Origin of the sequence: Streptococcus sp. 4886, assembly GCF_013276485.1 — a bacterium.
Lineage (GTDB): Bacteria > Bacillota > Bacilli > Lactobacillales > Streptococcaceae > Streptococcus.
In genome coordinates this window covers 1-25,078 of sequence record NZ_VMLD01000017.1, presented here as the reverse complement: position 1 = coordinate 25,078, position 25,078 = coordinate 1, and the positions used below count along the sequence as shown (strand labels likewise).

The 25,078-nt window shown below is 40.5% G+C and carries 35 protein-coding genes; all 35 read right to left on the bottom strand.

Features of this window, described 5'->3' with window-relative positions; all coding sequences use genetic code 11:
• Positions 1-20: 20 nt before the first annotated feature.
• Positions 21-788: a hypothetical protein gene (locus HT679_RS08325; protein ID WP_112445249.1), complete on the bottom strand. Its 768-nt coding sequence runs from the start codon at positions 786-788 to the stop codon at positions 21-23.
• 5 nt (positions 789-793) lie between these two features.
• Positions 794-1,114, bottom strand: a complete 321-nt coding sequence (locus HT679_RS08320) for a hypothetical protein (RefSeq protein ID WP_173214047.1) — start codon at positions 1,112-1,114, stop codon at positions 794-796.
• Positions 1,115-1,120: 6 nt separating this feature from the next.
• Positions 1,121-1,606, bottom strand: coding sequence for a hypothetical protein (locus HT679_RS08315; RefSeq protein WP_173214045.1), 486 nt, complete (start codon positions 1,604-1,606; stop codon positions 1,121-1,123).
• A gap of 13 nt (positions 1,607-1,619) precedes the next feature.
• Positions 1,620-2,057, bottom strand: a complete 438-nt coding sequence (locus HT679_RS08310; RefSeq protein WP_112445255.1) for a hypothetical protein — start codon at positions 2,055-2,057, stop codon at positions 1,620-1,622.
• Between the two features lie 10 nt (positions 2,058-2,067).
• Positions 2,068-2,220, bottom strand: coding sequence for a hypothetical protein (locus tag HT679_RS08305; RefSeq protein ID WP_173214043.1), 153 nt, complete (start codon positions 2,218-2,220; stop codon positions 2,068-2,070).
• Positions 2,213-2,809: a hypothetical protein gene (locus HT679_RS08300; protein ID WP_191994102.1), complete on the bottom strand. Its 597-nt coding sequence runs from the start codon at positions 2,807-2,809 to the stop codon at positions 2,213-2,215. Before HT679_RS08300 ends, HT679_RS08305 begins: the two co-directional genes overlap by 8 nt.
• A gap of 15 nt (positions 2,810-2,824) precedes the next feature.
• Entirely contained in the window at positions 2,825-3,223 is a 399-nt protein-coding gene (locus tag HT679_RS08295) for a hypothetical protein (RefSeq protein WP_173214041.1), read from the bottom strand.
• Between the two features lie 8 nt (positions 3,224-3,231).
• Positions 3,232-3,630: a hypothetical protein gene (locus tag HT679_RS08290; RefSeq protein WP_173214039.1), complete on the bottom strand. Its 399-nt coding sequence runs from the start codon at positions 3,628-3,630 to the stop codon at positions 3,232-3,234.
• 1 nt (position 3,631) lies between these two features.
• A complete protein-coding gene (locus HT679_RS11155; protein ID WP_205380504.1) occupies positions 3,632-4,678 on the bottom strand; it encodes a hypothetical protein in 1,047 nt (348 codons plus the stop codon).
• Between the two features lie 10 nt (positions 4,679-4,688).
• Positions 4,689-5,207, bottom strand: a complete 519-nt coding sequence (locus tag HT679_RS08280) for a DUF2313 domain-containing protein (RefSeq protein ID WP_049512697.1) — start codon at positions 5,205-5,207, stop codon at positions 4,689-4,691.
• A complete protein-coding gene (locus HT679_RS08275; protein WP_112445705.1) occupies positions 5,194-6,249 on the bottom strand; it encodes a baseplate J/gp47 family protein in 1,056 nt (351 codons plus the stop codon). Before HT679_RS08275 ends, HT679_RS08280 begins: the two co-directional genes overlap by 14 nt.
• Positions 6,246-6,644: a DUF2634 domain-containing protein gene (locus HT679_RS08270; protein WP_112445702.1), complete on the bottom strand. Its 399-nt coding sequence runs from the start codon at positions 6,642-6,644 to the stop codon at positions 6,246-6,248. The genes HT679_RS08275 and HT679_RS08270 overlap by 4 nt, the downstream gene beginning before the upstream one ends.
• On the bottom strand, positions 6,641-6,937 hold the full coding sequence (locus tag HT679_RS08265) for a DUF2577 family protein (protein WP_000451988.1): 297 nt from the start codon (positions 6,935-6,937) through the stop codon (positions 6,641-6,643). The genes HT679_RS08270 and HT679_RS08265 overlap by 4 nt, the downstream gene beginning before the upstream one ends.
• On the bottom strand, positions 6,938-7,903 hold the full coding sequence (locus tag HT679_RS08260; protein WP_173214038.1) for a hypothetical protein: 966 nt from the start codon (positions 7,901-7,903) through the stop codon (positions 6,938-6,940).
• On the bottom strand, positions 7,900-8,562 hold the full coding sequence (locus HT679_RS08255; protein WP_061439038.1) for a LysM peptidoglycan-binding domain-containing protein: 663 nt from the start codon (positions 8,560-8,562) through the stop codon (positions 7,900-7,902). Before HT679_RS08255 ends, HT679_RS08260 begins: the two co-directional genes overlap by 4 nt.
• 14 nt (positions 8,563-8,576) lie before the next feature.
• On the bottom strand, positions 8,577-11,015 hold the full coding sequence (locus HT679_RS08250) for a tape measure protein (protein ID WP_173214036.1): 2,439 nt from the start codon (positions 11,013-11,015) through the stop codon (positions 8,577-8,579).
• Between the two features lie 168 nt (positions 11,016-11,183).
• Complete coding sequence (locus HT679_RS08245; RefSeq protein WP_050253802.1) at positions 11,184-11,585, bottom strand: phage portal protein; 402 nt, start codon at positions 11,583-11,585, stop codon at positions 11,184-11,186.
• An 18-nt stretch (positions 11,586-11,603) separates the two neighbouring features.
• Entirely contained in the window at positions 11,604-12,068 is a 465-nt protein-coding gene (locus HT679_RS08240) for a phage tail tube protein (protein ID WP_173214034.1), read from the bottom strand.
• Between the two features lie 18 nt (positions 12,069-12,086).
• Complete coding sequence (locus HT679_RS08235; RefSeq protein WP_112445693.1) at positions 12,087-13,370, bottom strand: phage tail sheath subtilisin-like domain-containing protein; 1,284 nt, start codon at positions 13,368-13,370, stop codon at positions 12,087-12,089.
• Positions 13,370-13,570, bottom strand: coding sequence for a hypothetical protein (locus tag HT679_RS08230; RefSeq protein WP_112445690.1), 201 nt, complete (start codon positions 13,568-13,570; stop codon positions 13,370-13,372). Before HT679_RS08230 ends, HT679_RS08235 begins: the two co-directional genes overlap by 1 nt.
• Entirely contained in the window at positions 13,557-13,979 is a 423-nt protein-coding gene (locus HT679_RS08225; protein WP_050390754.1) for a DUF6838 family protein, read from the bottom strand. Before HT679_RS08225 ends, HT679_RS08230 begins: the two co-directional genes overlap by 14 nt.
• Positions 13,969-14,397 (bottom strand): HK97 gp10 family phage protein, encoded by a 429-nt coding sequence (locus HT679_RS08220; RefSeq protein ID WP_050253783.1) that lies wholly within the window; start codon positions 14,395-14,397, stop codon positions 13,969-13,971. The genes HT679_RS08225 and HT679_RS08220 overlap by 11 nt, the downstream gene beginning before the upstream one ends.
• Positions 14,384-14,740 (bottom strand): hypothetical protein, encoded by a 357-nt coding sequence (locus HT679_RS08215; protein WP_112445688.1) that lies wholly within the window; start codon positions 14,738-14,740, stop codon positions 14,384-14,386. Before HT679_RS08215 ends, HT679_RS08220 begins: the two co-directional genes overlap by 14 nt.
• Position 14,741: 1 nt before the next feature.
• Positions 14,742-15,095, bottom strand: a complete 354-nt coding sequence (locus tag HT679_RS08210; protein WP_173214032.1) for a hypothetical protein — start codon at positions 15,093-15,095, stop codon at positions 14,742-14,744.
• 17 nt (positions 15,096-15,112) lie between these two features.
• Complete coding sequence (locus HT679_RS08205) at positions 15,113-15,364, bottom strand: hypothetical protein (RefSeq protein ID WP_173214030.1); 252 nt, start codon at positions 15,362-15,364, stop codon at positions 15,113-15,115.
• A 15-nt stretch (positions 15,365-15,379) separates the two neighbouring features.
• Positions 15,380-16,294 carry a capsid protein gene (locus tag HT679_RS08200; RefSeq protein ID WP_173214028.1) on the bottom strand — a complete coding sequence of 305 codons (915 nt, stop codon included), beginning with the start codon at positions 16,292-16,294 and terminating at the stop codon, positions 15,380-15,382.
• A gap of 26 nt (positions 16,295-16,320) precedes the next feature.
• Positions 16,321-16,887: a phage scaffolding protein gene (locus HT679_RS08195; RefSeq protein ID WP_173214026.1), complete on the bottom strand. Its 567-nt coding sequence runs from the start codon at positions 16,885-16,887 to the stop codon at positions 16,321-16,323.
• Between the two features lie 487 nt (positions 16,888-17,374).
• Complete coding sequence (locus HT679_RS08190; RefSeq protein WP_173214024.1) at positions 17,375-17,653, bottom strand: hypothetical protein; 279 nt, start codon at positions 17,651-17,653, stop codon at positions 17,375-17,377.
• Between the two features lie 42 nt (positions 17,654-17,695).
• Positions 17,696-18,109 (bottom strand): HD domain-containing protein, encoded by a 414-nt coding sequence (locus tag HT679_RS08185; protein WP_173214022.1) that lies wholly within the window; start codon positions 18,107-18,109, stop codon positions 17,696-17,698.
• Entirely contained in the window at positions 18,106-18,315 is a 210-nt protein-coding gene (locus HT679_RS08180) for a hypothetical protein (RefSeq protein ID WP_173214019.1), read from the bottom strand. The genes HT679_RS08185 and HT679_RS08180 overlap by 4 nt, the downstream gene beginning before the upstream one ends.
• Before the next feature lies 1 nt (position 18,316).
• Complete coding sequence (locus HT679_RS08175) at positions 18,317-20,035, bottom strand: minor capsid protein (protein WP_173214017.1); 1,719 nt, start codon at positions 20,033-20,035, stop codon at positions 18,317-18,319.
• On the bottom strand, positions 20,004-21,431 hold the full coding sequence (locus HT679_RS08170) for a phage portal protein (RefSeq protein WP_173214015.1): 1,428 nt from the start codon (positions 21,429-21,431) through the stop codon (positions 20,004-20,006). The genes HT679_RS08175 and HT679_RS08170 overlap by 32 nt, the downstream gene beginning before the upstream one ends.
• A gap of 11 nt (positions 21,432-21,442) precedes the next feature.
• Positions 21,443-22,699 carry a PBSX family phage terminase large subunit gene (locus tag HT679_RS08165; RefSeq protein WP_173214013.1) on the bottom strand — a complete coding sequence of 419 codons (1,257 nt, stop codon included), beginning with the start codon at positions 22,697-22,699 and terminating at the stop codon, positions 21,443-21,445.
• Positions 22,689-23,135, bottom strand: a complete 447-nt coding sequence (locus HT679_RS08160) for a terminase small subunit (RefSeq protein ID WP_173214011.1) — start codon at positions 23,133-23,135, stop codon at positions 22,689-22,691. The genes HT679_RS08165 and HT679_RS08160 overlap by 11 nt, the downstream gene beginning before the upstream one ends.
• Positions 23,136-24,476: 1,341 nt before the next feature.
• Positions 24,477-24,902 (bottom strand): ArpU family phage packaging/lysis transcriptional regulator, encoded by a 426-nt coding sequence (locus HT679_RS08155; protein ID WP_173214009.1) that lies wholly within the window; start codon positions 24,900-24,902, stop codon positions 24,477-24,479.
• Between the last annotated feature and the right edge of the window lie 176 nt (positions 24,903-25,078).

The window sequence follows — 25,078 nt, the reverse complement described above, 5'->3', positions numbered from 1 at the left end:
CGTTAAATTGTGTCATATGTTTATCCTCCTATAGTTGGTAATGTTGTAGGCCACTCATCTTCTGTTAAATAAGAAAATGGGTTGACGTGATTTTGCTCCACGCCTAATTCACTAGTTACAATCTGCAACTTCAATCCACTTTTTTCGCTATACTCTTTATAATGGTTATACTTATAATGAATAATCACAGCACCCGTTCCTTGTGCACCTTCTGAATTTTCAGCACTTGCAGTATTAGAATAAATATCATTATAAGTATTAAATATAGTCTGAGCTACATCATCAACAGGTTTAAAACCATCAATAGATAAGTTATCATCTGACTCATAACTGCCTGGATCTAGTATTAAATTAGTATCAGGTCTAATTGCACTAGTGTTAATTTTAAGTTCAAACTTAACATGTACAACATTATTTATACGTCTGAAATACATTCTGTTTATGACATTTTTATTCGTATCATACTGCCAACCTAACACCCAACCAGTGTCACCTTCAACAACTTTCCAACCTTGATTTCCACCATCAGTAATCTTAATCCATTTTAAAGCACCGTTAGTTTTAGCTGTGTCGATGTAAGTCACTCCTATTTCTGCACTTATACGCCCTTCTGGTGAGCCAGTGCCACGGATTTCATGCCCTACATTATCTGGTAACGGTAGGGTGACATGATTGCCTCCAACAATTCCAAGGGTAATTCCTGTCAGTGTCAGCCTTGGTTCAGGCTTTTGGCTCAGCTCCTTGACATCTCGCCCAACTGTTTGGGCAAATTCCTCTAAATTACTCATAGCGATCACGCTTTCGCTGCATTATATGTTGCGACCAAGTCAAGGTTGGCAAATTCGTCAATACGACGGCCAAGATCGGCCAATTTTTGCACGACTGCGCCTTCAGTATCACCACTCATGCTAGCAATCATCGTAGCAATCTCTTTAAGCGTATCAAGATTTTCAGGGACACCCTCTCCCAAAATGTCGTTTTTGACTGCGGTTTTAGCCTGCTCGATAGCCTGCATTAAAGTAGCATTGTCAATCTTCGTATCGATTAACTGCTTCATTGTCTTGTTATCCGCTCCCAATGCTTGAGCGAATGCAATCCATTTACTTGTATCCATAATTTTTTACACCTTTCCAATATTATAGTATGTGAGCAAGTCTGGGATTTCCTGACATGCTCCACCTTCTCTTGCAGGTCTTCCTGCAAGTTGTTTTTTTACTTCTTTTTCGATGTCTAATTCCTTCAAAGTGTAGACATCTTCCGTAACCAATTCTTTATCTGAGTCTTCAATTTCAATATAAGTATCTCTATCGCTTGGGAAGATATACCCTCCAACCGAGATTTCCACTCGGTATTTTCCGCTTGGTAGAATACTATCTAAATTAAAATTGACAGAATGGCTAGTGACGGGAGCAGTTGTCTTCCACCTGCGTTGTCCCTTTGTTAGAGTAACAACCGCATCTTGACCCTCAAATAAGGTCATGACACGGTAATTTTCATCTAACAATTCAAATCCAAAAGTAGAAGACAAATCCCCTTGTTTAATAAGGTCGCCACCATCAATCCGAACCAAATTGGTTGTATTAACTCTACGTTTGTTACAACCCATTCTGCACCTCTTTCTAATCATCTACTAAGATGTCTTCCTTAATCTCCAATTTTTCAAAATCGTTGAATAAGCGGTCTATGTAGCCATTACCTCCTAAAGCCTTGTAGCTTTTGTGCAGACTTTCCACTAGGGAAAATTCGTCTTTTGAAGTGAACCCTCTACGAATAGCCCGTCGCATATCACGGTCAAGGCGCAACTTCATTGTATTTAGATGCGCCTCGTCGTGTACTTTTAACTTCTCTTGTACTTCATCGATTTTGGAATTGCTATCTTTAGCGGTAGTCTGGACATCTTCAATCTGTTTCTTGACATCGGTTAGTTCCGAGACGATTTTATCTGTTTCTTCTTTTGTTTTCTTCGGCATTTTATAGCCTAACCAAGCCACGACGATTGGCGTCGCTACTGGTAGCACATTCATAAAGAAATGTTCTGTTTGTTGTAAGACATCCATAAGCACCTCGCTAGTCTGCCAAATGGCTCAAACCACGTCTCTTCAATTCCTTGCGCACACGGTCTTTCCAGCGTTTATGTACCCATGAAAAGTCAACTGCTCCACGTTCCAGTAGGTTGATGTACATGTCGATTTTTGCTTGGTCTAGTGTAATCTTACTCATTGTTGCTACCTCCATTGTCTTCACTAGGGCTCTCTTGGTTTGTCGTTTCAGAAATGTCATCTTCTTTCTCGCTTTCTTTGTTATCTTCTACCGCTGGGGTTGGTTGTGTAGGTGCTTCTGCTACTGGTTGTTCAGTAGTTGGCTGCGCTGGGGCTGGTTCATCAGCTTGGTTTTCTGTGTCCGTAACCTGAGGGGTGTCCTCCTCTGCCTCCTCTTTCTCCTCCTGGTCAGACTCTCCTTGAGCTTCCAGCTCTTCCAATCGTGCTAAGATATCCTCAATATCCTGAGCATTCTGGAGATTGACCTTCTGCATGCCATCCATGAGTTGGTTGGCTTTCTCCAGCGCTTCCGTCGTTTTAGCCAATTGTTCTTGCGTTTTAGCCAATTGTTCTTGGTTTTTGACAATGGCGCTAATTGGGTCAAGTTCGGTACGTAGAATCTCTTTGACTGCTTCAATGAGCGTTTCGTCCGTGTCACCCAAACGGTCACCCTCTAACTCGCGAGTGAAAAAAGTAAACGGCTTGTCACATTGAATAGAGACTTCCGTCTTGCCAACTCTAAAAAATTTATTTACTAATACAAATTCCATGTTAATTTTCTCCTCTTAAATGTAAATATCTATTGTTCCAGCACGATAGCGTTGTTTGAAATCTGAAGCTTCTTGGTTGCTGTCGAACTCGATATGTAATTGTTTATCTGCAATGTAATTGTTTTCACCTGAGTATCTTGTGTATACATAAACTCGATTCGCATAGAAGACCTCTGTATCATAATTACCATAATTAATAAGTTTAAGTTTTCTGTCTTCACTATCGAAACTACTTGCTAAACTTATGAAATTTCCATCTACAGCAACCGTATTAGATGAATGTGGATAAATAAATGCGCTTTTTAAATTATTAAAACGTTTTAAAAACCGCCATTTTTGCCACACTAACTTACTTCCAACATACCGTTCTATAATCTCATGTCCTCCGACATAGATTCCTTCTCTTGTAGCCATAATACCACCTACTCATACACATCATAGATTGTGTTGGGATCTTTAGTTCTAACTGCTTCATATTGGGCTTTCGAACCGTACCAGTATTTCATTTGCTGGTTCCCGTTCTGGTTAATCAGCTTATTAGCGACCACTTCGGACGGTGTACTTGGAATTCCAAGCGCCGACCTGTTTACTCGCAAGACACCCGAACTATCGACTGTAATCGTCGAGTTATCAGGCCTGACAACTCCGTTTGAACCAGCTGTTGCGGTTGTGGGAATTGAACTCACTCCGTTTTTGAAAGTCTGCACAGACATTTTTTTCAACCCACGTCCATCATGAATCATGATGTTGTCTGAGTTGTTAACCTGACTAGCCTGTGGCAAATCAGTTACTTTTCGTGTCTGTGTACTAATTACTGCCATATTATACCTCCATTCTATATTTCCAATCTGCGACAATCACATGACCATTTTCGTCCGCAAGTAAGGTATGTTCTGTACCGTCTTCCGTACGAATCGGAGCAGTGAAGTCATTCTGCAAGAACATATACTCGATAGCATTTAGTCTATCTTCATGCTCCTGAAACTCACGCTTTAAAGCCTCTACAGACTCATAACTTGCTTGTCTTACGTTGTCTACGTTACCTAGACCAACTTGATGCTTCGTAACGCTATGTGGATTGTTGCGATTAGTTGCGTGATTGTTAAAATCTTGCTTACTTGCTTGCTCAACATTCGTGACATTCCCTAGTCCCACTTGTTGTTTCGTTACATTGTGTGGGTTGTTTTGGTTTTGGATGTGACCCGTAAGGTCTGCTTGATTCGCTTTGTTTGTTGTTTGGTTGCCGATAATCTCTTCAAGACCGTCGATGTCTGCAACCTTATGCCTGTGACTTGAATCGGCCTTCCCATTCCAGCGAGTCCGTTCTTGGTCAGAAACGTGACGTGCAGTATCTCCAATATGATTATCGATATTAGTCTGCAGCTTCCTTTCTGTCGCTTTCAATTCAGGGACAGTTGCATAAACCAAGTCAGTCGCATTGTACTGAATGGTAATCTGACTATTCTTACTAATAGTCGTATTGAAATCATAATCTCGATATACATAAGCAGATGTTTTAGGAGGAATCACATCTCCCTGTTCTGCCCAAGTGTACATGTACATGAATTCTTCATGATTCCCACGTTTTGCAAACACACCGATTTCGTTCACAATCATTTCACGCTCAATCCGTGAGTTATCAAACCTCGCTGTGAGACGAATCGTGTCAGCTACATCCGTCGATAAAGACTGTGTCACTTGCAAAGAATGAACTATTTGAGCTACATCATTCTTCTTGCCAGCGTCCGTCCGATGCCGGCCACTACCCAAAGCTATTCGAGTGAAAACCAGTGGTTCTCTATTTTGAATTGCTAAAGCTGTTTCGCTGATTGCTTTATCGGTCACAATAGGCTGGATAAAATATCCCATTTATTTCCTCCTATTCAAATCGAACTGAACGAATATCACTGAATGTATGAGCGCTAATATAAATTGTGTTCATCATTGGCGCTTCAACCGAGAATTGGATTCCTAAGTGAGCAGGAATCAATTCACGCACATACTTTAAAAAACGGTTCAAATATCCAGTTGGCAGTTCTCCTAAAAATCGGATATGTACCGCCGAACCCTTGACCGTTACTAAATTATTGACATTCGTAAAGCTCTTTGTAATTTTTTGTAAACTCACTGAGTTTATTTTTATTTTGGAAGAAATTAAAGTGATTAGATACCGCCTTCGCTCTTCCAAATCAATTGTTTTCGGTTTTACCTGCAAAGCTTTTTCCCAACGTGTAATCCAGTCTTCGGTCGCTTCTGGCAACAACATCAACCGTCTTGTGTCAAAGATTAAGTCTGTAATCAATTCCAGCTCTGGAATCTCAGTTTCAAACAAATCATTGATTGTTGGATCTAAGACCTCTGGCAAAGCCGATAACATACGATATCTAACTTGTGACATTGATAGTTACCTCCGCTAGTTTCGGAAGCATGTTGGTAGAAAGTTCAATACTTTGTTCCCTGTCATTCAACAAAATACGGTCCACATCTCGAACCCCATTAATTCTGTCAATGATCGTGGCAACTTTATAATTTCGAACCTCTTTCTCTTCAAATGCTTCTTCACGTAAGTATTTAATGAGTTGGACTTTCGCCTCGTGCTTGATGGTTGCGATATCTACATCTTCATCAATCTTGATTGTTGCGGTAATACGAACGTCGTAGCCACTTACAGACTGCACAGTCACATAGGCACCAATCGGAGCTACACCTAACCCATGGCCACTTGGCTCAGGATCTAGATAATTCTTGAACTTCTTTACCAGCTCTGAACTAGCTTCGTTACCGTCAGCATCCGTAATAGATACACGTACCGTGTTTTCTCCCTTCCAGAGCGGTTCGATAAGTGCCGAACCTACACCAACAAACTCACTTGCCCATTTCTTGTATTGGGCAATGTTCCCGTTTAAGGTCGGTGTTTTCAGATACTCAATAGTCCGTTTACGGAGTTGTTTATCTGTCTCTTCGTCTTCTCCTACGACGATGACAGAGCCGATTTCTGCCCCTTTAAAGTCGCTCAACACATCAATATTGATGAGTTGCCCTCTTACATAGTTAGGTGCATTTCCGACTTGTTCAGCTACTACGCTATACTCGAATCCAGAGCGACGTTCTAAGACACGGAAATTATACTCACTATTAACCACACTGAAACGAGTCCCGAGTGGGATTTCTTGCTTGAATTGAACCAATCGAACCGATGCCGTAGCTGGCAAACGTTCAACTCCGAACTGCCTACATAAACGAGTTAGGAAGATTCCTGTACTCGTATCTAAAAAGTTGACTTCCTCATACGATTTTAAGACCGTATACTGAATGGCAACTTCTCGAGCTGCAGGCGCAACTAGATTGTACAAGACAGATCCTTGTCTTTTGTCATACTTGTCATCAAACAAGGCCAGCATATCCTCTAAAATTTCTGGATATGTTTTTACCTTTATCATCGTTTCACCTCCAAATCCATCTCAAATGTTCCAAAATCACTATCAACCATGAACTGCACATAAAACTCATCTTTCTTTATCCTGGTAGAAAAAGAATGAGCCTCATGAATCCTGTCGTCTTCATACAAGGCTTCTTTTATGCGACGTGCGATATCCATCTGGGCATAATCCATATCCCCACCAAATAAAGCATCTAACTCTACACCGTATCGATGATCATAAATCGTATAGATAAACCGTTCAGTCGTCAGCATGCGTCTGATTGATTGCTTCAGAGCATGAATGCCATCTGTTTCTAGCAAGATATTGGTTTCATCTAGTGTTAAGCTAGGTTGTTTCTTAGCTTCAACAACATTTTTAGCGATGTTTAAAAAATTTGTTTTAGGAGTGCTCATTCATCAGAACCCCCTTTCACTTTGCGCTTATAGTGGAAAATTTTCTTGTACAAGACATAATAAAACCCTCCACCATCTTGTCTGATGAGATGAAGGGTTTGGCCAACATACTCAGGATCCAATGTTTCATCCGTCCATGTAACAGCAAGCATGGAATCATCCAAAATCAACTCATTGGTCAATTGAATTTTGAGAGGAGAAACTGATAAAACAACACCAGTCGTTATCTTTGCGAACTGGCGATTTTCAATAAAATTACTAATCAATTTCTTTAGATTTTCTATTACTTCCATCTACTCACTTCCTGCCATGAATAATTTAATCTCCATCGTGTGCTTTTCTGCACTGAAGGAATGAGTTGCCTCTTCAATGACATACCATCCCTTCTTCTCAATATCCTTAACATCCACATAGACTGCATGCCCTGCTAAAAAGTCAATACTTCCAATATCAGCTTTCAGACTAAAAGTTTCTTTAGGACGATTTTTCATCTTCAAGAGCATTTCGCCCCATTGTTTGATTTGCCCCTCAGTTGCTTTCTCATCCACTTTTTTCATGTACTGGAGTTTTCCCCAAGCGCCGATGTTGTAGCTGTCCTGATAGATGTAGACCTCTCTCTTTTTGGTTTCTTTGTTCTCTTGGATCAAGCGGACAATATTAGCACTATCCTCAATCGAACCTTCAAACTCAAAGCTAGACATAAAGGATTCATTTCCGATAATGTACTGGATTGGTAAGTTTTTCGGAGTCGTTAGTGTCAACTCGCCGAACTTGTCATATAGGACCAGCAATTCTCCACTTTGCACCAAGGTCTCGTCCATAGCCTCCTGGATAATATCCAGAGCCTTCTTATCTTCCTTCAACTGAGGGGATAAGGTCACGGATGGGGCTTTTAGTTCCCCAATCTTCAAATCAAAATCTCCTGCGATTGCTGAGACAATTTGATTGACGTTTTTATCCTTGGCAACAAAGTTGATATTGCGTAGTAAGTACTTTATCTGATCATGGAAGGTCAAGGTTGTTTTAGTGTCTTTTTCATACTTGACTTTGGTCAAATAACCAAAGAACACCTCTTTATCATCTAGCTTAAAAGCGAGCGGAGAACCATATTCAAAGGCTACTTTTGTAGAGTTGTACAAGGTAATCTCCACGCTCCAAGCTGACCCTTTTCTAGTTGTCTTGAACTCAACCTTATCAGACACAGTTGCTAAATCCCATGTATCTCCAGTTTTATTGTTCTGATAGAATAATTGCATCATGGTATCACAAACTCCTGTCCAGGATAAATCCAATGAGGGTCTTTGATTTTGTCTTTGTTAGCTTCGTAAATTTCAGTATATCGGCTGCCGTCTCCGTAAAAAGTCTGAGCAATTCCCCACAGTGTATCACCGCTCACAACCGTATGGCTTTTTTGAGCAGGTTTCTCTGTTGTGGCACTACGTTCTTCCGTAGCTTTCGCTTGCGGTTTCTTTTTAGTAGCCTCAAGTGCTTGCTTGTCTTTGATGGTGACCTTTCGTGGTTTGTGAGACCGATATTGTAAGAACTTAATCTTATAAATCAGGTCATCTTCATATCCCGTCTTGGTAGAGACATCAAACTGTTCCACTAGAAATTTCCCGTTAATAGCAGAACCAAAAGCACCCCCAATCATTAATTGAATAGGAGTGCCTTCTGTCTTAAATTTACGAATAGAAGAAACAAAGGATTCTGGAGAAACACGGCTATTCCGTTGGTAGTTTCCATCGTATCTTCCGCTAGGGATAAAGGATTCAAACTCAATCGATTGAAGCTCTGGATTTCCGACAAGCGGAACGTTACCAGTATCGATGATAGCGACTGTCTCAATTCCTTGTTTGTCCTCCAGTTTGATTTCTTCTGGATTCACTGGCAATTTAATGCCTTCAATAAATATAAACATCTGCTACCTCCTTCCTAGTAAGCCATAAGGCCGTCAGCGCCGTTATTCAAAGCGTCTACAATGGTTGCATTCAAATCATCCAATACGTTGGCATACTGGCCAGCGTTGTTAATGGAGTCAATGTTGGTGACAATCTCTGGCTTCAAGGTAATAAAGTTCTGTTGCCACTTCATGGTCGCAACGTCCTTAATCAGCTTGATGTATTCATCGTCCAGTTTGATTTCATCTTCAATCTTGCCGACTTTATCTAATTTACCACCAGTTGGATTGTGACCGCCACCTTTTCCTCCATCGCCTTGTCCAGGGACTGAACTTGCTGGGCTGAGTTCGTAAGGTGTAGTGCCTTGGTCACCCAAGAAATTGTTTCCTGCACCGTTGGCATCGCCAGCTCCTTTGAAGAAACCACCGACAGCCTTATCAATCCCTTGACCGAATTTATAGCCGTTATTAAAGGCTCCAAGAACGCTCCCTCCCTCTAAATAACCAATTTGCGGAGCGTCAAGGTGCGGAGTTTCTAAACTAGCTTTGTGTTGTTTGAGACCATCTGCCAAATGCAGACCTTCAAAGGTTTTCTTGACAGGTTTTTCCATGCTGTCAATGGCGTTCGCAATATCACCGGCAAAGTTCGTCCGACCAAGAGAAACCGTTCCAACAGCGCTTAGATTTAGACCGAACCCATTTAAGAAGCCAATCATTTTATTAAAGCCACCAAGAACAGAGTTAATCATGCCTTCGACTGCACCGATAACACTATTGACCATGCTATCTACAAATCCAGCGATGGCTACCGCCATCCCTCTACCACCTTGAGCAATATCATACCATGCCATTTGACAGTTATAAGTCAATTCATTCCATAGATTTATAGCTCCCGTAACAAACCAGTCGATAAAGTCTAAAATACCTATCAAAATAGTTAAGATTGCCTGATAGAGGAACATCCAGAATGCTATTGCGGTATTCACATACCAAAAAACACCCTGTAGCATCATATTAATCACCCAGATAGCTACATTGACGAGGCCAATAAGTATATCCCAAATTATCATTCCAAGGGCAAATATCGCTCCCATGATGATTCCTGTAGCTGATACGGCTGCACCAGTAAGGTTGTTAAACCATGCGACCAAGGCATAGAAGAGGCCGATAAGGATAATAACTGCCATTACAATCAACATGATTGGGTTCATTGCCAAAACTGCATTAAAACCAGCCATAGCGGCTTTCGCAGCATTTGTAGCAATACTAAATAGTTTCGTTGCGATTTCTGCTGCATTCATCGCAACTACATAAGTCCCTATAGCGATTGCTACAGCAATAATAATCGGTTGAATGACAGACCAGTTGTTGATGACAAATTGAGCAATCGGAGCCAACATACTCCAAACAGCCCCAATCATATCCATGGCAAAGATAACTGCTTGGACGACATACTGAAGCACCGTGGCTACAATCTGGGCAAACTGTTGGAAAGCAGACGAGTTTACTATCTGATTAACCTTAATCGATATTGGCTCAATCGCCTTGGTCACAAAGTTCAAGAAGTTCTGCCATGCCCTGCCCCATGTCATTGGCATGTTGCGAAATTGTTGATCGATCGCTTCGCTTGCATCCAGCATGGCAGTTTTGACAATGTCAGCCGTAATCTTCCCGTCTGCTCCAAGTTTCTTAACCTCGCCACGGCTGACGCCTAACTTGTTTGCAATAGCTTGGATTAAGGCTGGTGAAGTTTCAGCTAGAGAACGCAACTCATCACCTTGCAACTTACCACTGGCCATAGCCTGAGTAAGCTGAAGCATGGCACTTTTTTGCTCTTCAATGCTTGCGCCACCAACAACAAAGGATTTGTTCATAGTTTCCAAAAAGGCAATTGTTTCACCGTTGTTTTGGAAAACATCGCCAGCTTGCATCCTCATCTTAGCGACACCGTTTGCCATGGTTGTATAGGCCGAGCCTGTACGCTGTGCGGATGTATAGATAGACTTTTGCAGTTCCTCTGTCGTCTGCGTACTATCTCGAATCATATCTAAACGAGCATGCATATTGGCGTACTCGTCTGACATGCCTATAGCTTGTTTGGTAATTTTACCGACTGCAATACCAGCTAAAGTGGTCTTCAACAAACCTTTCAAAGATACTAATCTACTTAGCTTGTTAGAAGTATTATTCGAGGCATTCCCTAAATCTCTTAGAGCCAGTTCTTCTTTTTTGAGTCCTGCAGCTGCTAGAGTTGCACTGTTGACAAACCTACCGTTGACATCAACGACTCGCCCAGCTTTATTGACAAAATATTGACCAGAATCACCAGCTTTTTTCATAGCGGATTCTTGAGCCTTCATAGCTTTATCTATGCCAGAACCTGCATTTTTGACACGCTCCATAGTTGCATAGATTCTATTTAAAGTGCCTGTGACTCTATCGGTCAAAGACATGGTTGTTTGTATATTTGCCAATAGAATCACCTCACTTCTTCATTGCTTTTTTACGTTGTAGCCCCTCTTCGTGCATGACTGCAGCGAAAAAGGCTTTTTCTTCTACATCCATATTCACAAATTCACTAGGGCGAATGTAATAGTTTACGAGGGCGAAGTAGGCAAGTTTTGCCTCCGCGTCCTCTTTTATTAGTTTTTTGCCTCGTCAACCTTGTCTTGGAATGTTTGGTTGATACCGCTGAGTTCGGTCACAGCTTCCAAAATCAAGGCGCTTTCGCCCCAGTTAAACATAGTACCGAATAACTCAGAAGCTCCCATTGCTCCATACGAATCTTGTAATTCTTTATCGTTAAGGTCAGGAACCACGATAGACGCAATACAGATTTCACGGTTATATTTAACACCGTCAAATACACGCTCTTGGCGTCCGTTGCGACCAGGCTTATTGACAAAGCAACGGTCATTGATTAAGTCCGCTTCACGAGCACTCAACACTCGAATTTTAACTGGTTCCTCAAAAGAAGGAAGCAAGACATCCTTAGTCTCTTCCCCTTTTTTATTTTGTTTCAAAAATGCTTTTAATCCACTCACCACTATTTCCTCCTTATGTTAGTATGTAATTTCTTGGAATTCTGATAAAATATCAAAATCTTGGAATGTGAAGTCCGTTTCTTCGTCAATGACCTCATCCGCTGATCCATCTAGTTTAAAGATAAGTGATTCTTTGAACAGAACCCCTTTCAAAACGATGGTATAGCGACCTGCACGAGATGTGCGGTCTTCGTTAGTACACTTGATATCAATACGAGGCAAAATACCTTGTTTGACATAGTTTAAAGCCATCGCCTTTAATTCTGGACGGTGGTAGTACATCTTCAACGAACCTGTACCTTCTGCGCCGACAATCTTACCACCCTTCATACGAGAGTTGAGAGGGGTAACATCAGCTTTTGTGTATTCAACCTTTGTTTCTAGCGAGATAAGCTCTGCTAGTTCATATTGCTTGTCATTGATTGTAAAGAAGACTGTTCCTTCCTTAGCTGACAAAGCATCTAATTGGTTCATAATAGCCATTAGCTAGTTTCTCCTTTCTTAATCACAGATAACCGTCATGTACAAGATTTCCATAGCGTCCGTCAAGACAACTGGCAAGTTTACCACGACAGATTCTTTGGTGATACCTTGTGAAATCTCAATATCTTTCGCTTTATACTCCAAGGCTTGCTTTTGAGCAAGTGGATCAAGGACCATTGTGATGATTCGCTGTTTAAACAACTCACGACCATTCACGTTGTTTGGCACTTTACCGATGAAGTAGTTCTCAAAGATATACTTGACATTGGTATTGATATTATCCATGGTGCGGACAAGTTTGTTCTTACCAAAAATACGACTGTGTTCTGCCGTATAGCTAGTAAATGAGTTCACGTCTGACAGGATAATCACTTTTTCATTTCGATAAGCAAAGATAAGCTGACCTTTATTGATGAGCTTTTCAGCCTCTGCTTCGTTCTTACGCTCACAGTCGATAGCGCCTGGATAAGACTTGAATGTATTGGATTGCAAGCCAGCCCCTGCATACTTACCAGCTACGAAGTAAACACAATCCTTAGCGCTTAGTTTCGTACCATCGCTCAATGTAACCCCGTTACCGACTGATACAACACCTTCATCGTCAGCATCCGTGTAATCATTCAAGACTGCAATGACTGAACGACCAGCGTCACGCCATTTCTTGATATGAGCCGTAACAAGTGCTTTCGTTGCACTTTCATCTGTACCCAGAGCCAAGACACGGAAGTCTTGAGTATCGAGTGCATTTAGGAAATCTTCAACCTCTGAATTGGTTGTAGCTCCATCAGTACCACCTTCAAGCAAGATTGTTTTATCTTCTGTTGTTAAAGTGCCCGTTACATTCACATAGTCATTCTTAAATGGCAAGGCTGTGATGATTTGTTTATCAACTTCTTTTCCAAAGAAAACAGTTGTTACTTCAAAGCCAGTATCAACTTGTTTCTTGAAGATAACATGAATATGATTACCAGCTAATCCTTTGTATTTAGCTGTAACGACCATATCGTTTTCTGTTTTCGTTGCCTGTAGCCCAGTGTTGTTCACACCGTTGTAGACAAGAACCTTACCGGTACCTTTCAAGGCTTCACGAATTGGAAGAAGTTCATCAATCGGTTTACCAAATAGGCGACGGAAGTTGCTTGTACCGTCAACAAGTGTGAAGGCACCAGGCTCTCCCCAAGATCCAGCAATCATAACTGCTGCAATCGTATTGTCTTCCAAAGGAACAATCACATCATCTCTTGATACGAAATTGATGTAGGCCTTTGGAACTCGTTTATTCTGTACTCTCCATTGTGCCATTAGTTAGCCACACCCTTTCTCCAGTCTTCTAAAATGCGTCTTACTTCTGCTAGTGAGTATGACTGGTCATCTTCCAGCAAAACGTTTAACAAAGTTGCATCATCTTCAAAATACTTGAGCAATGCCTCTTTACCAAATTTTTCTTCAGTGGTTGGTACCACTGGTTCGGTTACATAACCTAGTTCTTCATTCATTTCCATGAGAAGTTTCACCTATCCTTTCTAATATTTGCATTCTTGGTTCTTCTTCAACCCATCGAACGTATCGAGTGATTGTAAATGTGCATATCAAGTCATTGGCATTGTATTCCACCTTCAAATCATTGATAGGGTACTTATCCCCTAAATAACGAAAGGAAGGCGAATTAAACACCGTTTCAATCTCTTCAAACTTTTGGTATAAGTCTGTTGTTTTTTCGGTGTAGTAATGCAGCAAGACAATAAAAACCTGCTTATCGTTTTGGTTTGCCAACCGCTTTCGAGTCACAGGCTTCACATCTACAATAAAACAAGGTGTTTTCAATCCTTGCTGGATTTGTTCATCATAGACCTTGCACCCAAACACATCTTTGAGTTGCTTGATGACGAGTGGTCTAATACTATAATCCACCTAATTCCTCCTTTAGCCTCTCTTCGATTTGTTGTGTGATTTGTGGAATTTTCTGTTTAATCTGTTCTTCTGTCAGTCTCATCATGAAGCGTCCTTCCACCCAAGGATTGACCAAACGCTTGCCGATTGCAGGGACATAACGCCCTACTTGTTGACGGTGTCCACTTTCGACGAAAGAAGCGTATTCCATGGGGTTGAATGCGATAACCTCATACACATTCCCATTTTTGCTTACTTCCATCTTCCACGATTGATTTAACTTACCTGTTAAGCCCTTTGGTGTTCGTTCCTTAACCTCTTTCAAAAAGGCTAGGCCGATATCTTTAGCAGCCTGCATAAACTCAGAATCAATGATTGCCTGAGCCCGTTCAAGTCGTTTCAAGAACTCTTGAACATCACTATCATCATAACCACTCATGTCGTCTCACCACAATTTCTTGATGCGTGACATAGACCATCGGGTCTTCACTGGTCAGGTACTGAACACCATCTACGACCAATTTACTACCAGCTTTGATAGTAAATTTAGGCGAACAGAAAATCTTGTGTTCTGTCTTGAGTTGGTGCGCTTCGTTCTGCTCAGTATTCACTAAGTTACGAACAGAGACACGACAGGGAACCTTCTTGTAGATTTCTTTGAACTCTACAAAATCAGCTCCGTTTGTTTTCGTACTCTCGACAGAAGCAAACACATCCATCTTTTTATCATAGGTCCATTCAATGCTTGGTGTTGCCTGAGATAGAACATCATTGATATTCATCCTACCACCTCAACTTTCTGAACCTCTGTAGCTGACTCGTAAAGTCCAACAAGACACTTTCAGCACGTCTGGCAAGGTCTGACTTAGCCAATTCGACACGAGTATCTCCAACGGAAATATTCTTGCCTTGGACAGCTTGGTCAGGATTACAAACAACATAAACCATCTGCATGGCCACAAATCGCAACTCTAAAGGAAAATCCTCACGATTACAGTAGTTAAGAATGTTCTGCATGACTTCATCGACCACTAACTCTTCTGGATAGCCTAAATAACGTTGTTCGTACAAGTCAATCAAGGCTTGTCTAGCATCTTCGTTATGCTGTTGAATTTCTTCAAGTGTCATCTTCTCCATCAGCAGAAACACCCTCCTTATTTCTCTTCTTCGTCTTTCTTGCTCGTTTTCTTAGCTTTCACTTTTTCAAGTTCGGCAAGAGCTTGGTCACGTTCAGCAACTACTGCTTGATACTCCTGAATGGTATAGGTACGTCCGCTGGTTGCTGGCTCTACGACGACATATTCGCCATCTTTGATTTTTACCACATCGTAGCCATCTTCCAGGAAGGTTGCTTTTTCTAGTTCATCGATATCTAGGACACGATTTTCTTTCTTTACTGTTATCATTTTCTATCCTCCTCTTTAAGGTGCGACAACAAAGGCTAGACCTTCATGTTTAGTCTGGAATAGCAATACATCATCGTAAGATTGTTCGTAATACAAGTAGTTACCGCTTGAAGAAGCACTTGGTGCGTCAAGTCCTACAAATTCATATTTTTGTGGCGCTGCCATACATGGAATATGAATCAAGAAGAAATGGATTTGTTTAGCAGTTGGGTCAACTTTAGCGCCATTTGTGAAGTTGTACAAGGTCTTCATGCGGTCAGATGGAATAGCTGGTTCAATCGTCACATCGTCCAAACGACCGATAGAACGGTCAATCACCGTGCCTTGACCGTGGATATTGACTGTACGACCAAAGTCCTTGATGTTTTTGATCATACGTTTAACTGCTGGTGTACAGAAAATAACACGACCTTCTGCTGGTACTCCAGCTTCGTCCATTTGTTCCATCAACTCATCGAAGGTTGCAAGGAAGTTTTCCTCAGTCAAATTCAAGGACTTAATTTGTTTACTTTCTGTATCAAGTGCTTTCTTACGGGAGAACAATTTAGATACCATGAATTTATCCATTTCTGGAACTTTTTCAGTATCGTTGAATGTCTTAGTAATGTTAGCAATGGAAGTAACATAGTTAGTTTCATCAACATCTGATGGGTCTACTAGTGTTGACCAATAACGCTCATTAGTCAATGTGTATGTTTCCCATTGGTTTTCATAGTTAGCGTCAATATTCGTAATCGTGCGACGTGTACGGTCCTTGCGCCCTTCTTTAATCAAAAGACGCGGCACTTTCACTTCTTTAGCTCCTGTAAATTTCAAAAGCGTGTTTGATGGAGAGTCCCAAAGTTTGTTAGTGAATAACAGTCCGTTTTCACTATAACGATTTTGCAAACCTTGTTGGTAAGCCTGTGCATAGTTCAATGTTGCTGGCATATCTGTTCCTCTTTTCTATTTTTTGATTATAGATCTGACGTAAACGCATTGATCATCTGCGTTGTCAGGTCGTTAGCAACTGTTTCTTCTTGTGTTGCCCCTTGTGGCTTAGCACCAGCGATATGTGGTTCTACAGCCTTTTCTGGAGCAAATAAAAAGCCTTTAGATTCCTTCAAAGCCGTTAACTGTTCATCTAATCCAGTCACCGCTCCGTTGTCACCTAATCCCAATTTAGACTTGTCTAGTAGACTAGACACGATTCCAGCGTCATGAACCTTACCGCTCAAGTGCATTTCAATAGCATGATCTAACTGCATTGTCTTGAGTTGTTGTTCATGTTCCTTCTGTTGTGTCTTATACTTGCTGTCCAAGTCTGAGTATTTTTGTTGTAAGTCAGCATTGCCCTCAGCGTCTTTCTTGAGCTGTTTCATGTCCTTATCACGCTCTTCCAACTGGTCTTGCAAGCCCTTGGCATTATCTTCTGCAGCAGACACCTTTGCTTGTAGGTCCTGTGTTGATTTCCCGTGTTCGGACATAACTGCTTCAACTTGTTCCTCAGTCAATCCTAACTGTTCCAAAAATTTACGATTCATTTCTTTTCCTCCTGTACGTTTGTTTAACGTAGCAACGACCACGACATTTTGGTAAAGTAAAAAAGCCTTTTAACGCCATGCTCAGGGCGAAAGACACTAGTCGATTTGAACTAATTTAGCAATTCGATTATGTAAGTCTCTGATTTTTCGCTGTTCTTCTATGTGTAGCACTAGCTTTGTTGTAATGACGGTTACAGCAATTGTTAGTGCTATTTTTGTATACTTCCTCAAGGCAATACCTCCAACATATAAATTTAACCGTACGGGATTCCATACGGTTAGGGCATAAGAAAACCGCCTCGATTTCGATGCGGTTAGGTTATTTATTTTTCAGTTGTTTCAGTTTCTTTCTGTATTCAATTCCGACTTTTAGAGTTGAAATGATTGTTGAAATCACTTCAAATAATTTAATTATTACGAACAAAATTAACGCAAAAAATATAATCCAACCTAATAAAATTGATACTAAATCCCAGATAAACATATCTTACTCCTCTACTTTTTCGTATGTTTCTTTAAAAATGTCAGGTTTGCATGGATAAAATTCACCTTGCACGCCTTTGATAATATAGTCGCCTGTTTTTGCGACCATGACACCCTCAAGTGTTTTAATCTCACACCATGCTGGATTTTTATTCCACTTGCCACTATCGTGAATGATAATCTCATTCCTTGTTACTGCGTCCCAAAACCAATCTTCTTCAATCAAACAACGTTCATTAAGTTGAACTGCCTCAATGACTACTGGTTTTTTACGGTATTTCATTTCTCGACCCTTTCTAAGCATAAGAAAAGCACTTAGATTTCTCTAGGTGCTTAAGTAATAAATTGCATTTTTATATTTTTTAACACGCTCGTAGTCTGTATTGGTAACAGATTTCAAACGTGATAAATCTGAGTTGTGTTTCAAATCTGCAAGTTTTACAACTCTTGCTAAATTATTTGATTTTACTTTCTCAAGATATTCTTGATAACTTTGACCTTTTTTCTTTGTCAAAATTTGTACTGCTGTAACAACTTCATTTGACAAACCAGACGCCAATAAATCGGCAGCAGTTACATCACTATCCTCAATCACATCATGCAAAAGAGCGACAGTTTTTTCTTGTTCAGTTTTGACTTGACTGGCCACGTAGAGAGGATGCTGTATGTAATCAACACCCGCTTTATCCACCTGCCCTGTATGTGCTTTTTTAGCAATAGCTAAAGCAATATCAATCATGCCACTACCATCCTACCAATATAAGCAAATGCATCCTTTTCTGAAATTTCTTCGAAATCCGTGAAGTCATTGAAAAAGATTTTATTAAACCAGTCAATGCTATCAATCCACTTTTTTTCAATGTCAAAAACTTGCATGACACCATCGATTAAACGAAGTACTTGAGGATTGTTCGTTGTTGTGTGGTAGTATTTAATATCTTTCATATCACTTCACCCTCTCTATGTTTTTAGGAATCTCAAGTTCATTACTTAAATCAAGCATTTCTTTGAATAAGTTCATGCGTTCTAGATCAGATGTATTCGTATCACGATACATCTCATAGAGTTCATGTAATGAACCATTTTTTAAGTCGAAACTTTCCTGAGTATGATACTGCATTTCAAAGTTGATACCATCTTTTTCAACGACTGTATTCACACCTTTATATGGTCCATCTATTAGCCAAGTGTTTTTTACTTTTACAATTTTATAACCTTCTGCGATGAGCTTCTGTTTCATCTTCAAATACTCTTCTGCAAAAGTATCGTAATCGAAAATAGTTGTGTACCTTAAGGCGTCGTTAATCTTACTCACAGCTTTTGACAAACTTATATTTTCAACTAGGCTATCTGCAATAATTTTACGTGATAATGACTCAACTGTTTTCTTCCTAAATTCAAGACCGGCTAGTTTATTTCCCCCAGCAATACGTTGCATATCGCTTGTAATTTTCGGCTCGGCTTTCGAAATCTTGGACAATAATTGCTCACTATAAAATTTCGCTTTAGTTTCCCTTGTATCTTGATTATACACCTTTTCTCTGTCTTTCGCAAACAGTTTTTCTTTAACTGCTTCCCCTTCACGCTCCCAACCTGCAAAGATTTCATCCAGAGAGCGTTTCTCTTTTGCCATTTTTACAGGGGCGTTATTTAGTAATATATCGAGATACGGACTAATCTGTTCTGCTTCTTCTGTCCTGTCAGTCTTATCGGTCTTGCCTTTCTTATCAGACTTAACTGCAGGCCTGATAGTAGAACGGCAACGGACATGGAATGGCGGTGCGGTTCGACCTGGTTCGTATTCTTTAACAGAATAAACCTCATGATTTTCTGACTGACAAATCTCACTTGTGCGACTGTCTAAGACCGCTACAATTTCGTAGTGGTCACCACCCAACTCCTTGATAGTATCCAGCGTCGCAAGATTGTTGTAAAAGGTTGTCTCAGTCCTGACAAGCGTATCAGCTCGATGATAGGCGACTCCTGTACGCTCAGAAAGAGCTCTAGCCATTCTATCAATAGACCAGCCACCTGTTAGGCCTTTATTGATTGTATCGCTGATAGATTTATAAACCGTAGCATCATGCCCCCACACATTTGTTGAGAACGTTCTACCACTCCAGTTACTCCCCATCTTATGCTTAACTGCATCGACACCCAATATTGGTTTCTCTATGATTCCAAAATGTGCCAAGTTCTTAGCTTGATGGATTTTACCCTTGATGTAGACGTCACTCAGAGCCTCTGTGACCTTGTCATGTATGCCGTCTGGCTTTCCGTATAGTTCAGCTGTTAGACGCTCAATTTCGGCAAGCAAAGCCTCCTTGCGACTAATACGATGGCGATAGCTCAAAGCGTCCAACAAAGGTGTCGGTGTGTCAGGATTTAAGGCCATCTCACGAAACCTTTCAAGAGTTACGTGCTTAAACTCTCTACGCTCTTTATCTGTCAGATATTGCTTGGCCTCTGCGTGAGTCATTTTATTATCAACTGCATACCTGGCATAGAACTTCTCAATCTCAGAAACCAGCTGGTGTTTATAGTCAGCTAAGGATTGACCAATCTGGGCCATATACCTATCAGCAACTATCTGAGCGTTTTGTTCCTGTTGTAAAGCACGCTCAGTCCAGTACTCATCTATCTTTTTCTTTTCCTTGGTCGTCATGGTCATCCTCTACCTTTTTGAAATTAGTCTGAGAGTATGGATTTTGTCCTTGTTCCTGTTGTTCTTTCAATCGTTCCTCAACCTCTGGTTGATACCATGGATGTTGTTCACGAATGCTTAGGTCGTCTAAGATACCGATTGAGTTCACACAATCTTGAATGGCTTCAGACTCATTTGAAATGATGTCACGATTGAATACATAGGTAAATTTAGACGCGTCAAACGCTACTCCTTTATTTGTGGCATACTGTTCTACAAACCAAATGAATTGCTTGATGCCTTTTTGGAACTCATTTTCTAGCTCATTACAGTCCAAATCAAGGTCTGTATAGCGCCATTTAAGAGCCTGACCACTTGCATTACCTAGATTATCATCTTGGGTATCAATGGCTCGAGCAGCCTCATACAAGAACTTACGAGAGCGTTCGATATCTGCTTCAACTCCGCTAGTATCATTGTCTGCTTGTAGGGTATCTACACCACCATCACTAGAAACTTTGATAGAGCGGAACTTATTCAGATTATTCATGAACTCGCCCAAGTCTGCGCCCTGATAGTTTTTCAAAACATAAATCAGCTTCGGCATATCTGCCAACATATCAGCATTAGTAGACATTTGAAGTTGAATATTATCAATCAAAGACTTGGTTTGGACTAAAAGACCGTCCTCATACTCGTTGTAGCGGAATGGAATCAGAGGCACTTTCTCCCAAGTATAAGGAGTCCGTGTACCGTCTGCATTGACATAATAAAAATTTCCCTTGGTCTCCTTGGATAGTGGATTGAGTTCAAGGTGTGAACCTGTCCAAATATAATCTGTAATTCCTTGTTCATCGTAGTATTCTACAAATGTTTTGGTCTTCTTCACTCCGCTTTCGTAGACGGCTTGTTTGTAGACACGCACAAAGGCGGATAATTCCAAATGACGCTCATCTTTCCAAAAAGGGATAATCTGTTCACTTGGGATTTTAAACAAGCGTAGACGGCCGTTCTCGTCGTAATAAGGCAAGCCGTAGGCTATCCCTTTTATCACTGCTTCCTTACCGAGTGACTTAATCGTAGATAAAAGATCCTCGTCAAACACGCTATCTAAAAAATCTTGTGATTCTTCTCCCTCTAGCGAGATGGTAGGTTGTTTAGAAAACAAATACCCGACCTTCTGGTCTACCAGCTTCTTAAATAAACCCAATTCAATCCTTGAGTTCGTCCGCCAATCCACATCTACTTTTTTCTTTCGAATATCCGTTTGGTTTCGGTAATATTCGTAAGCCTGTTTCATCGTACTTACTTTCTCAGAACCCTGGTGTTCTCTTATCTCAATCTCTAGTATTTCATTTTGGGTTGTATTCTTAATCAACAACCGCCTAATTAACCATTTAAACCAATTACTCAACATTTCTCCTTCTCCTACCAGAATGATATTCCTGGCTGTCTCATATCGTCTTCAAACGCATATCTTGTAGCGTCGATTGTGTGGTCGTTTACTTCTTCTAGCTTAGGCTTGGGATTTCCATCACGATCAACTGCATAGTCGGCACTTTCGAACTCTCGTGCAATATTCGGCGTACGTTCTGGATCTATCACAATCGCATCCAAATCATCCAACCAACGCTCTCCATACTCACGACTATCAGGGCCTTTCTTAGCGCCTTGAACAAGCGGAATATTTAGCTGCAGTTTTAACTCATCAATCGACTTAGGTTCTGCGCTATCACAGGTTATCATCTGAGATTGATAGCCTTTCTCACGGATTCTTTCAGCTAATTCACGGTTGCTAATCTTCACGCCATAAATCTCATCAATAGCATAGATAACACGTTTCTTCTTGTCATAGTGCCATCTTACAAAAGCCAAAGGGTCGTTAGCATATCCAAAGTCATTTCCTTGTCGAATGTTATCAAACCTTGCTATCTCCTCGTCTGTAATCTTGCGGAATACCAGATTTTCAAATGGTGCTACACCAGAACCGATAGCCTCACCCAGATACTCCCAACGATAACGCTTCTCTGAACGTTCTCTCGTGGCCTCTGCTTCTTCTATGAATGCTTGGGATATATATGGGTTATCTAAGTAAGTTGAATGGTGTACGTAGGTATTAGGAGGCTGTATGACGCTTTCATATTTCTTATTCACCCAAGACTGTTTTCTTTTTGGAGGATTGTAAGAGTAAAAGAACTTATAAAAAAGACCATCAGCCAATTCTCCACGTAGGAGCGAGTTGGTGATTGTCTTTACTTCATCTTCAGTTTTAAACTCAGCTAACTCCTCAATCCAGCCTATCGCAAATGGAAAGCGACTGTCTTTCAAGGATTTGATACGTTCTGGATCTTGTGCACCACGGAAGATAATATAATTCCCTCTTGGGATGTAGGTTATCTTCAAAGGGGATTTATTAATCTTAAATAAATGACTGACCCCTTGCTCACTAATCGCCCATTTCAATTGCTCATAGACCGATTGTTCTAAGGTATTATCCGTCTTACGAATACACACCGCATTGACTGGATAGCGCATAATCATTTGAATGATAGTGTGTCCGATGTCGCTGGACTTACCAGAACCACGCCCACCTTTTTCAACCACATGTAAGATTTTGGGGTCAAATGCTGCACGCCACATAGAATAAAAAGCCTTAGGGATAAATTCGCTCATTCTACGTTTCATCTCTGACTCCTATATCATCAACGAATTGAACAGCCGAAGACATCTCAATTTCTTTTCTCTCTAAATACGCGCCATTCACTCTAAATATGTGATCTAGAGAGCGTTGTCTTTCTTCAATTGTCGGAGTAAATTCATAAGTCGTTTCCGATACCTCCACGCCTTCAGCAGTCTTTACAGTTTTTTTAGAATATCCTTGTTGAGTTTCCCCTCTAGCAATACTAGCAGAGATTGCCAAGGCTTCTACGATTGACATTGAACGTTCGTCGAAAAGTTCCTCTGTACGTTTTTTAATGTATTCAGAAATGTCAACTTTTGTCAACAATCTTTGTCCTATAGACCTCGCTGTTTTATCAGAATACCCTGCTTTTATTGCGGCTTGTGTTGCATTTCTACTGATGATGTACTCATCAGCGAAATGTTTCTGTCTCTCGTTCAATTTTCCATCACCACCTTTTCAAATAATCAAAAAAAGTCACACGATGTGCGACCTTTTCAAGACCTCTCACTGCGAATTAAAATCGCAATTGGAACGACAGGACTCGAACCTGTGACATCTTAATTCCCTAAACAGGACTTAATCCGTCTACCATATATCCATTAGCTAGCATGAGACTACTGCTTTAAACGAGTGACTTTGGATAACTTATAGTTTATTACCTTGTCCACAAATATTCCTACTTGTATCACTCATGCACGATTGGTTAGACCAATCACTCCTTACATCGCAAACTACTAAGCCATTTTTCAATTAACGAAGACCCCGCTAAAAGTCTAAGCTGCTTTACTCTTTGACTTTACTCTTATCCTTGCGAGACTTGAGTAGGCAATCTAATTGCCGAAGTACACTTTCGTTTGTGACGGGCGATGACTTTTGCTTTTTTTGAGTTTTTTCTATCTTGAATAGCTTTTAAAATATAAAAATCATCTTTCATCTATCACAGACACGCATCGCCATGTGTTTCATTCTCTTTTGAAGAACAAAATGCACAGCGCCTGCTTGTTATCGATTGTTTTGCGGACAATCAACTCACCTTACATACTTTTGGGAGGCGCCCAATTTTTGTAAGATATAGTATTAAGCTCTTGTTGCACCTCGAACCAAATACCTCTTTCCTCTTATAGACTCGTTTCACAGCCAAACTGCCACGTTTGCATTTCCTCAGCACCTTGCCGTTGGAATCTCCCTGCTTTAACTTCGCCCACCTATTCCAAAATTGAAATAGTTAAGATTAAATTGCTTAGATTGACCATTTCTGGCAGGATGTTTGATAGATTTAAAAACATCCTTTTCCTGAGTTACCACAGATTATCTAGGCTAAGCCCTAAAAATGCAAGACGACTACAACCTTGCGTGTGTATTAAATTTTGACTTCATTTTTATTTTTTGTAGTCTTTACAACCTCTGAGGGAATCAAACCCTCTAGCTTATAACTTACCTAGGATATAAGTAGCTACGCAACCATGCGAGGTTCGGTCACTTCTGCAACCATTTTTAAGTTAATGAGTGATATATGAATGCTAAGCCTACTGCCTACCCCATTCTGGGACACAAACACTCAAATGACAGTAGCTGGAATTGAACCAGCTGGTCTAGCAGTAAAACGCACGTTTGGTAAAAGTTTCAAGGAGACCCAAACAACCTGCTAACCTGTCCTTACTGTCTAAGAGGCCGAAGCCTCTGTATTTTTAGGAGTCCTCATGACTGTTCGTTGCCAATCATTGGATAATACTATTTTAGCACGTTAAAATTGATAATTACTCTTGACTTACTCCGCTCTTACTCCAGAATTACAACTTGTTCACCATTTCGATATAGCTCTGCAAATGCCAGTAGAGCCTTTCCAAGAATTTCATAATATGAACTTTCTGAGATTGCAAGCTCATTATATACTGTTTCATCTTTTTTAGGATACCATACAAGGTACTTCTCGTATATGATTTTACGATAGTAAGGATCATGTAAATTACTAACCGCCTGCTCAATAGCATCTATCTCTAACTCTGCATCAACTTTTCGAATTGCCAATTTCTCAACTTGACTAGTTGCATTATTCCCAGGACACCGAGGCGTAAAAGAGTACGTAGTTGTCACCTTCTGACCATCTGTATCATTCGCTACACGACGCCAATGAGGATATCCTTCTAATACTTTTTTGGCGTTTTCTTTTGTTTTGACTTCGTTTATTTCTGGAAAGAAAGGCATCGCTCACCTCGTTTCTGTTTTAACTAATGTTTTAAATTATTTTCCCATCGAAAACTAGTGTTATTGTACCTGTACCATCTTTATGCTTAGAGGTCAGCGCACGACAATCTGAGCCCAATTCAACGCCCTCAATTGTGATACTGCGCTTTATCCTATCAACATTGATGATTGTTCCC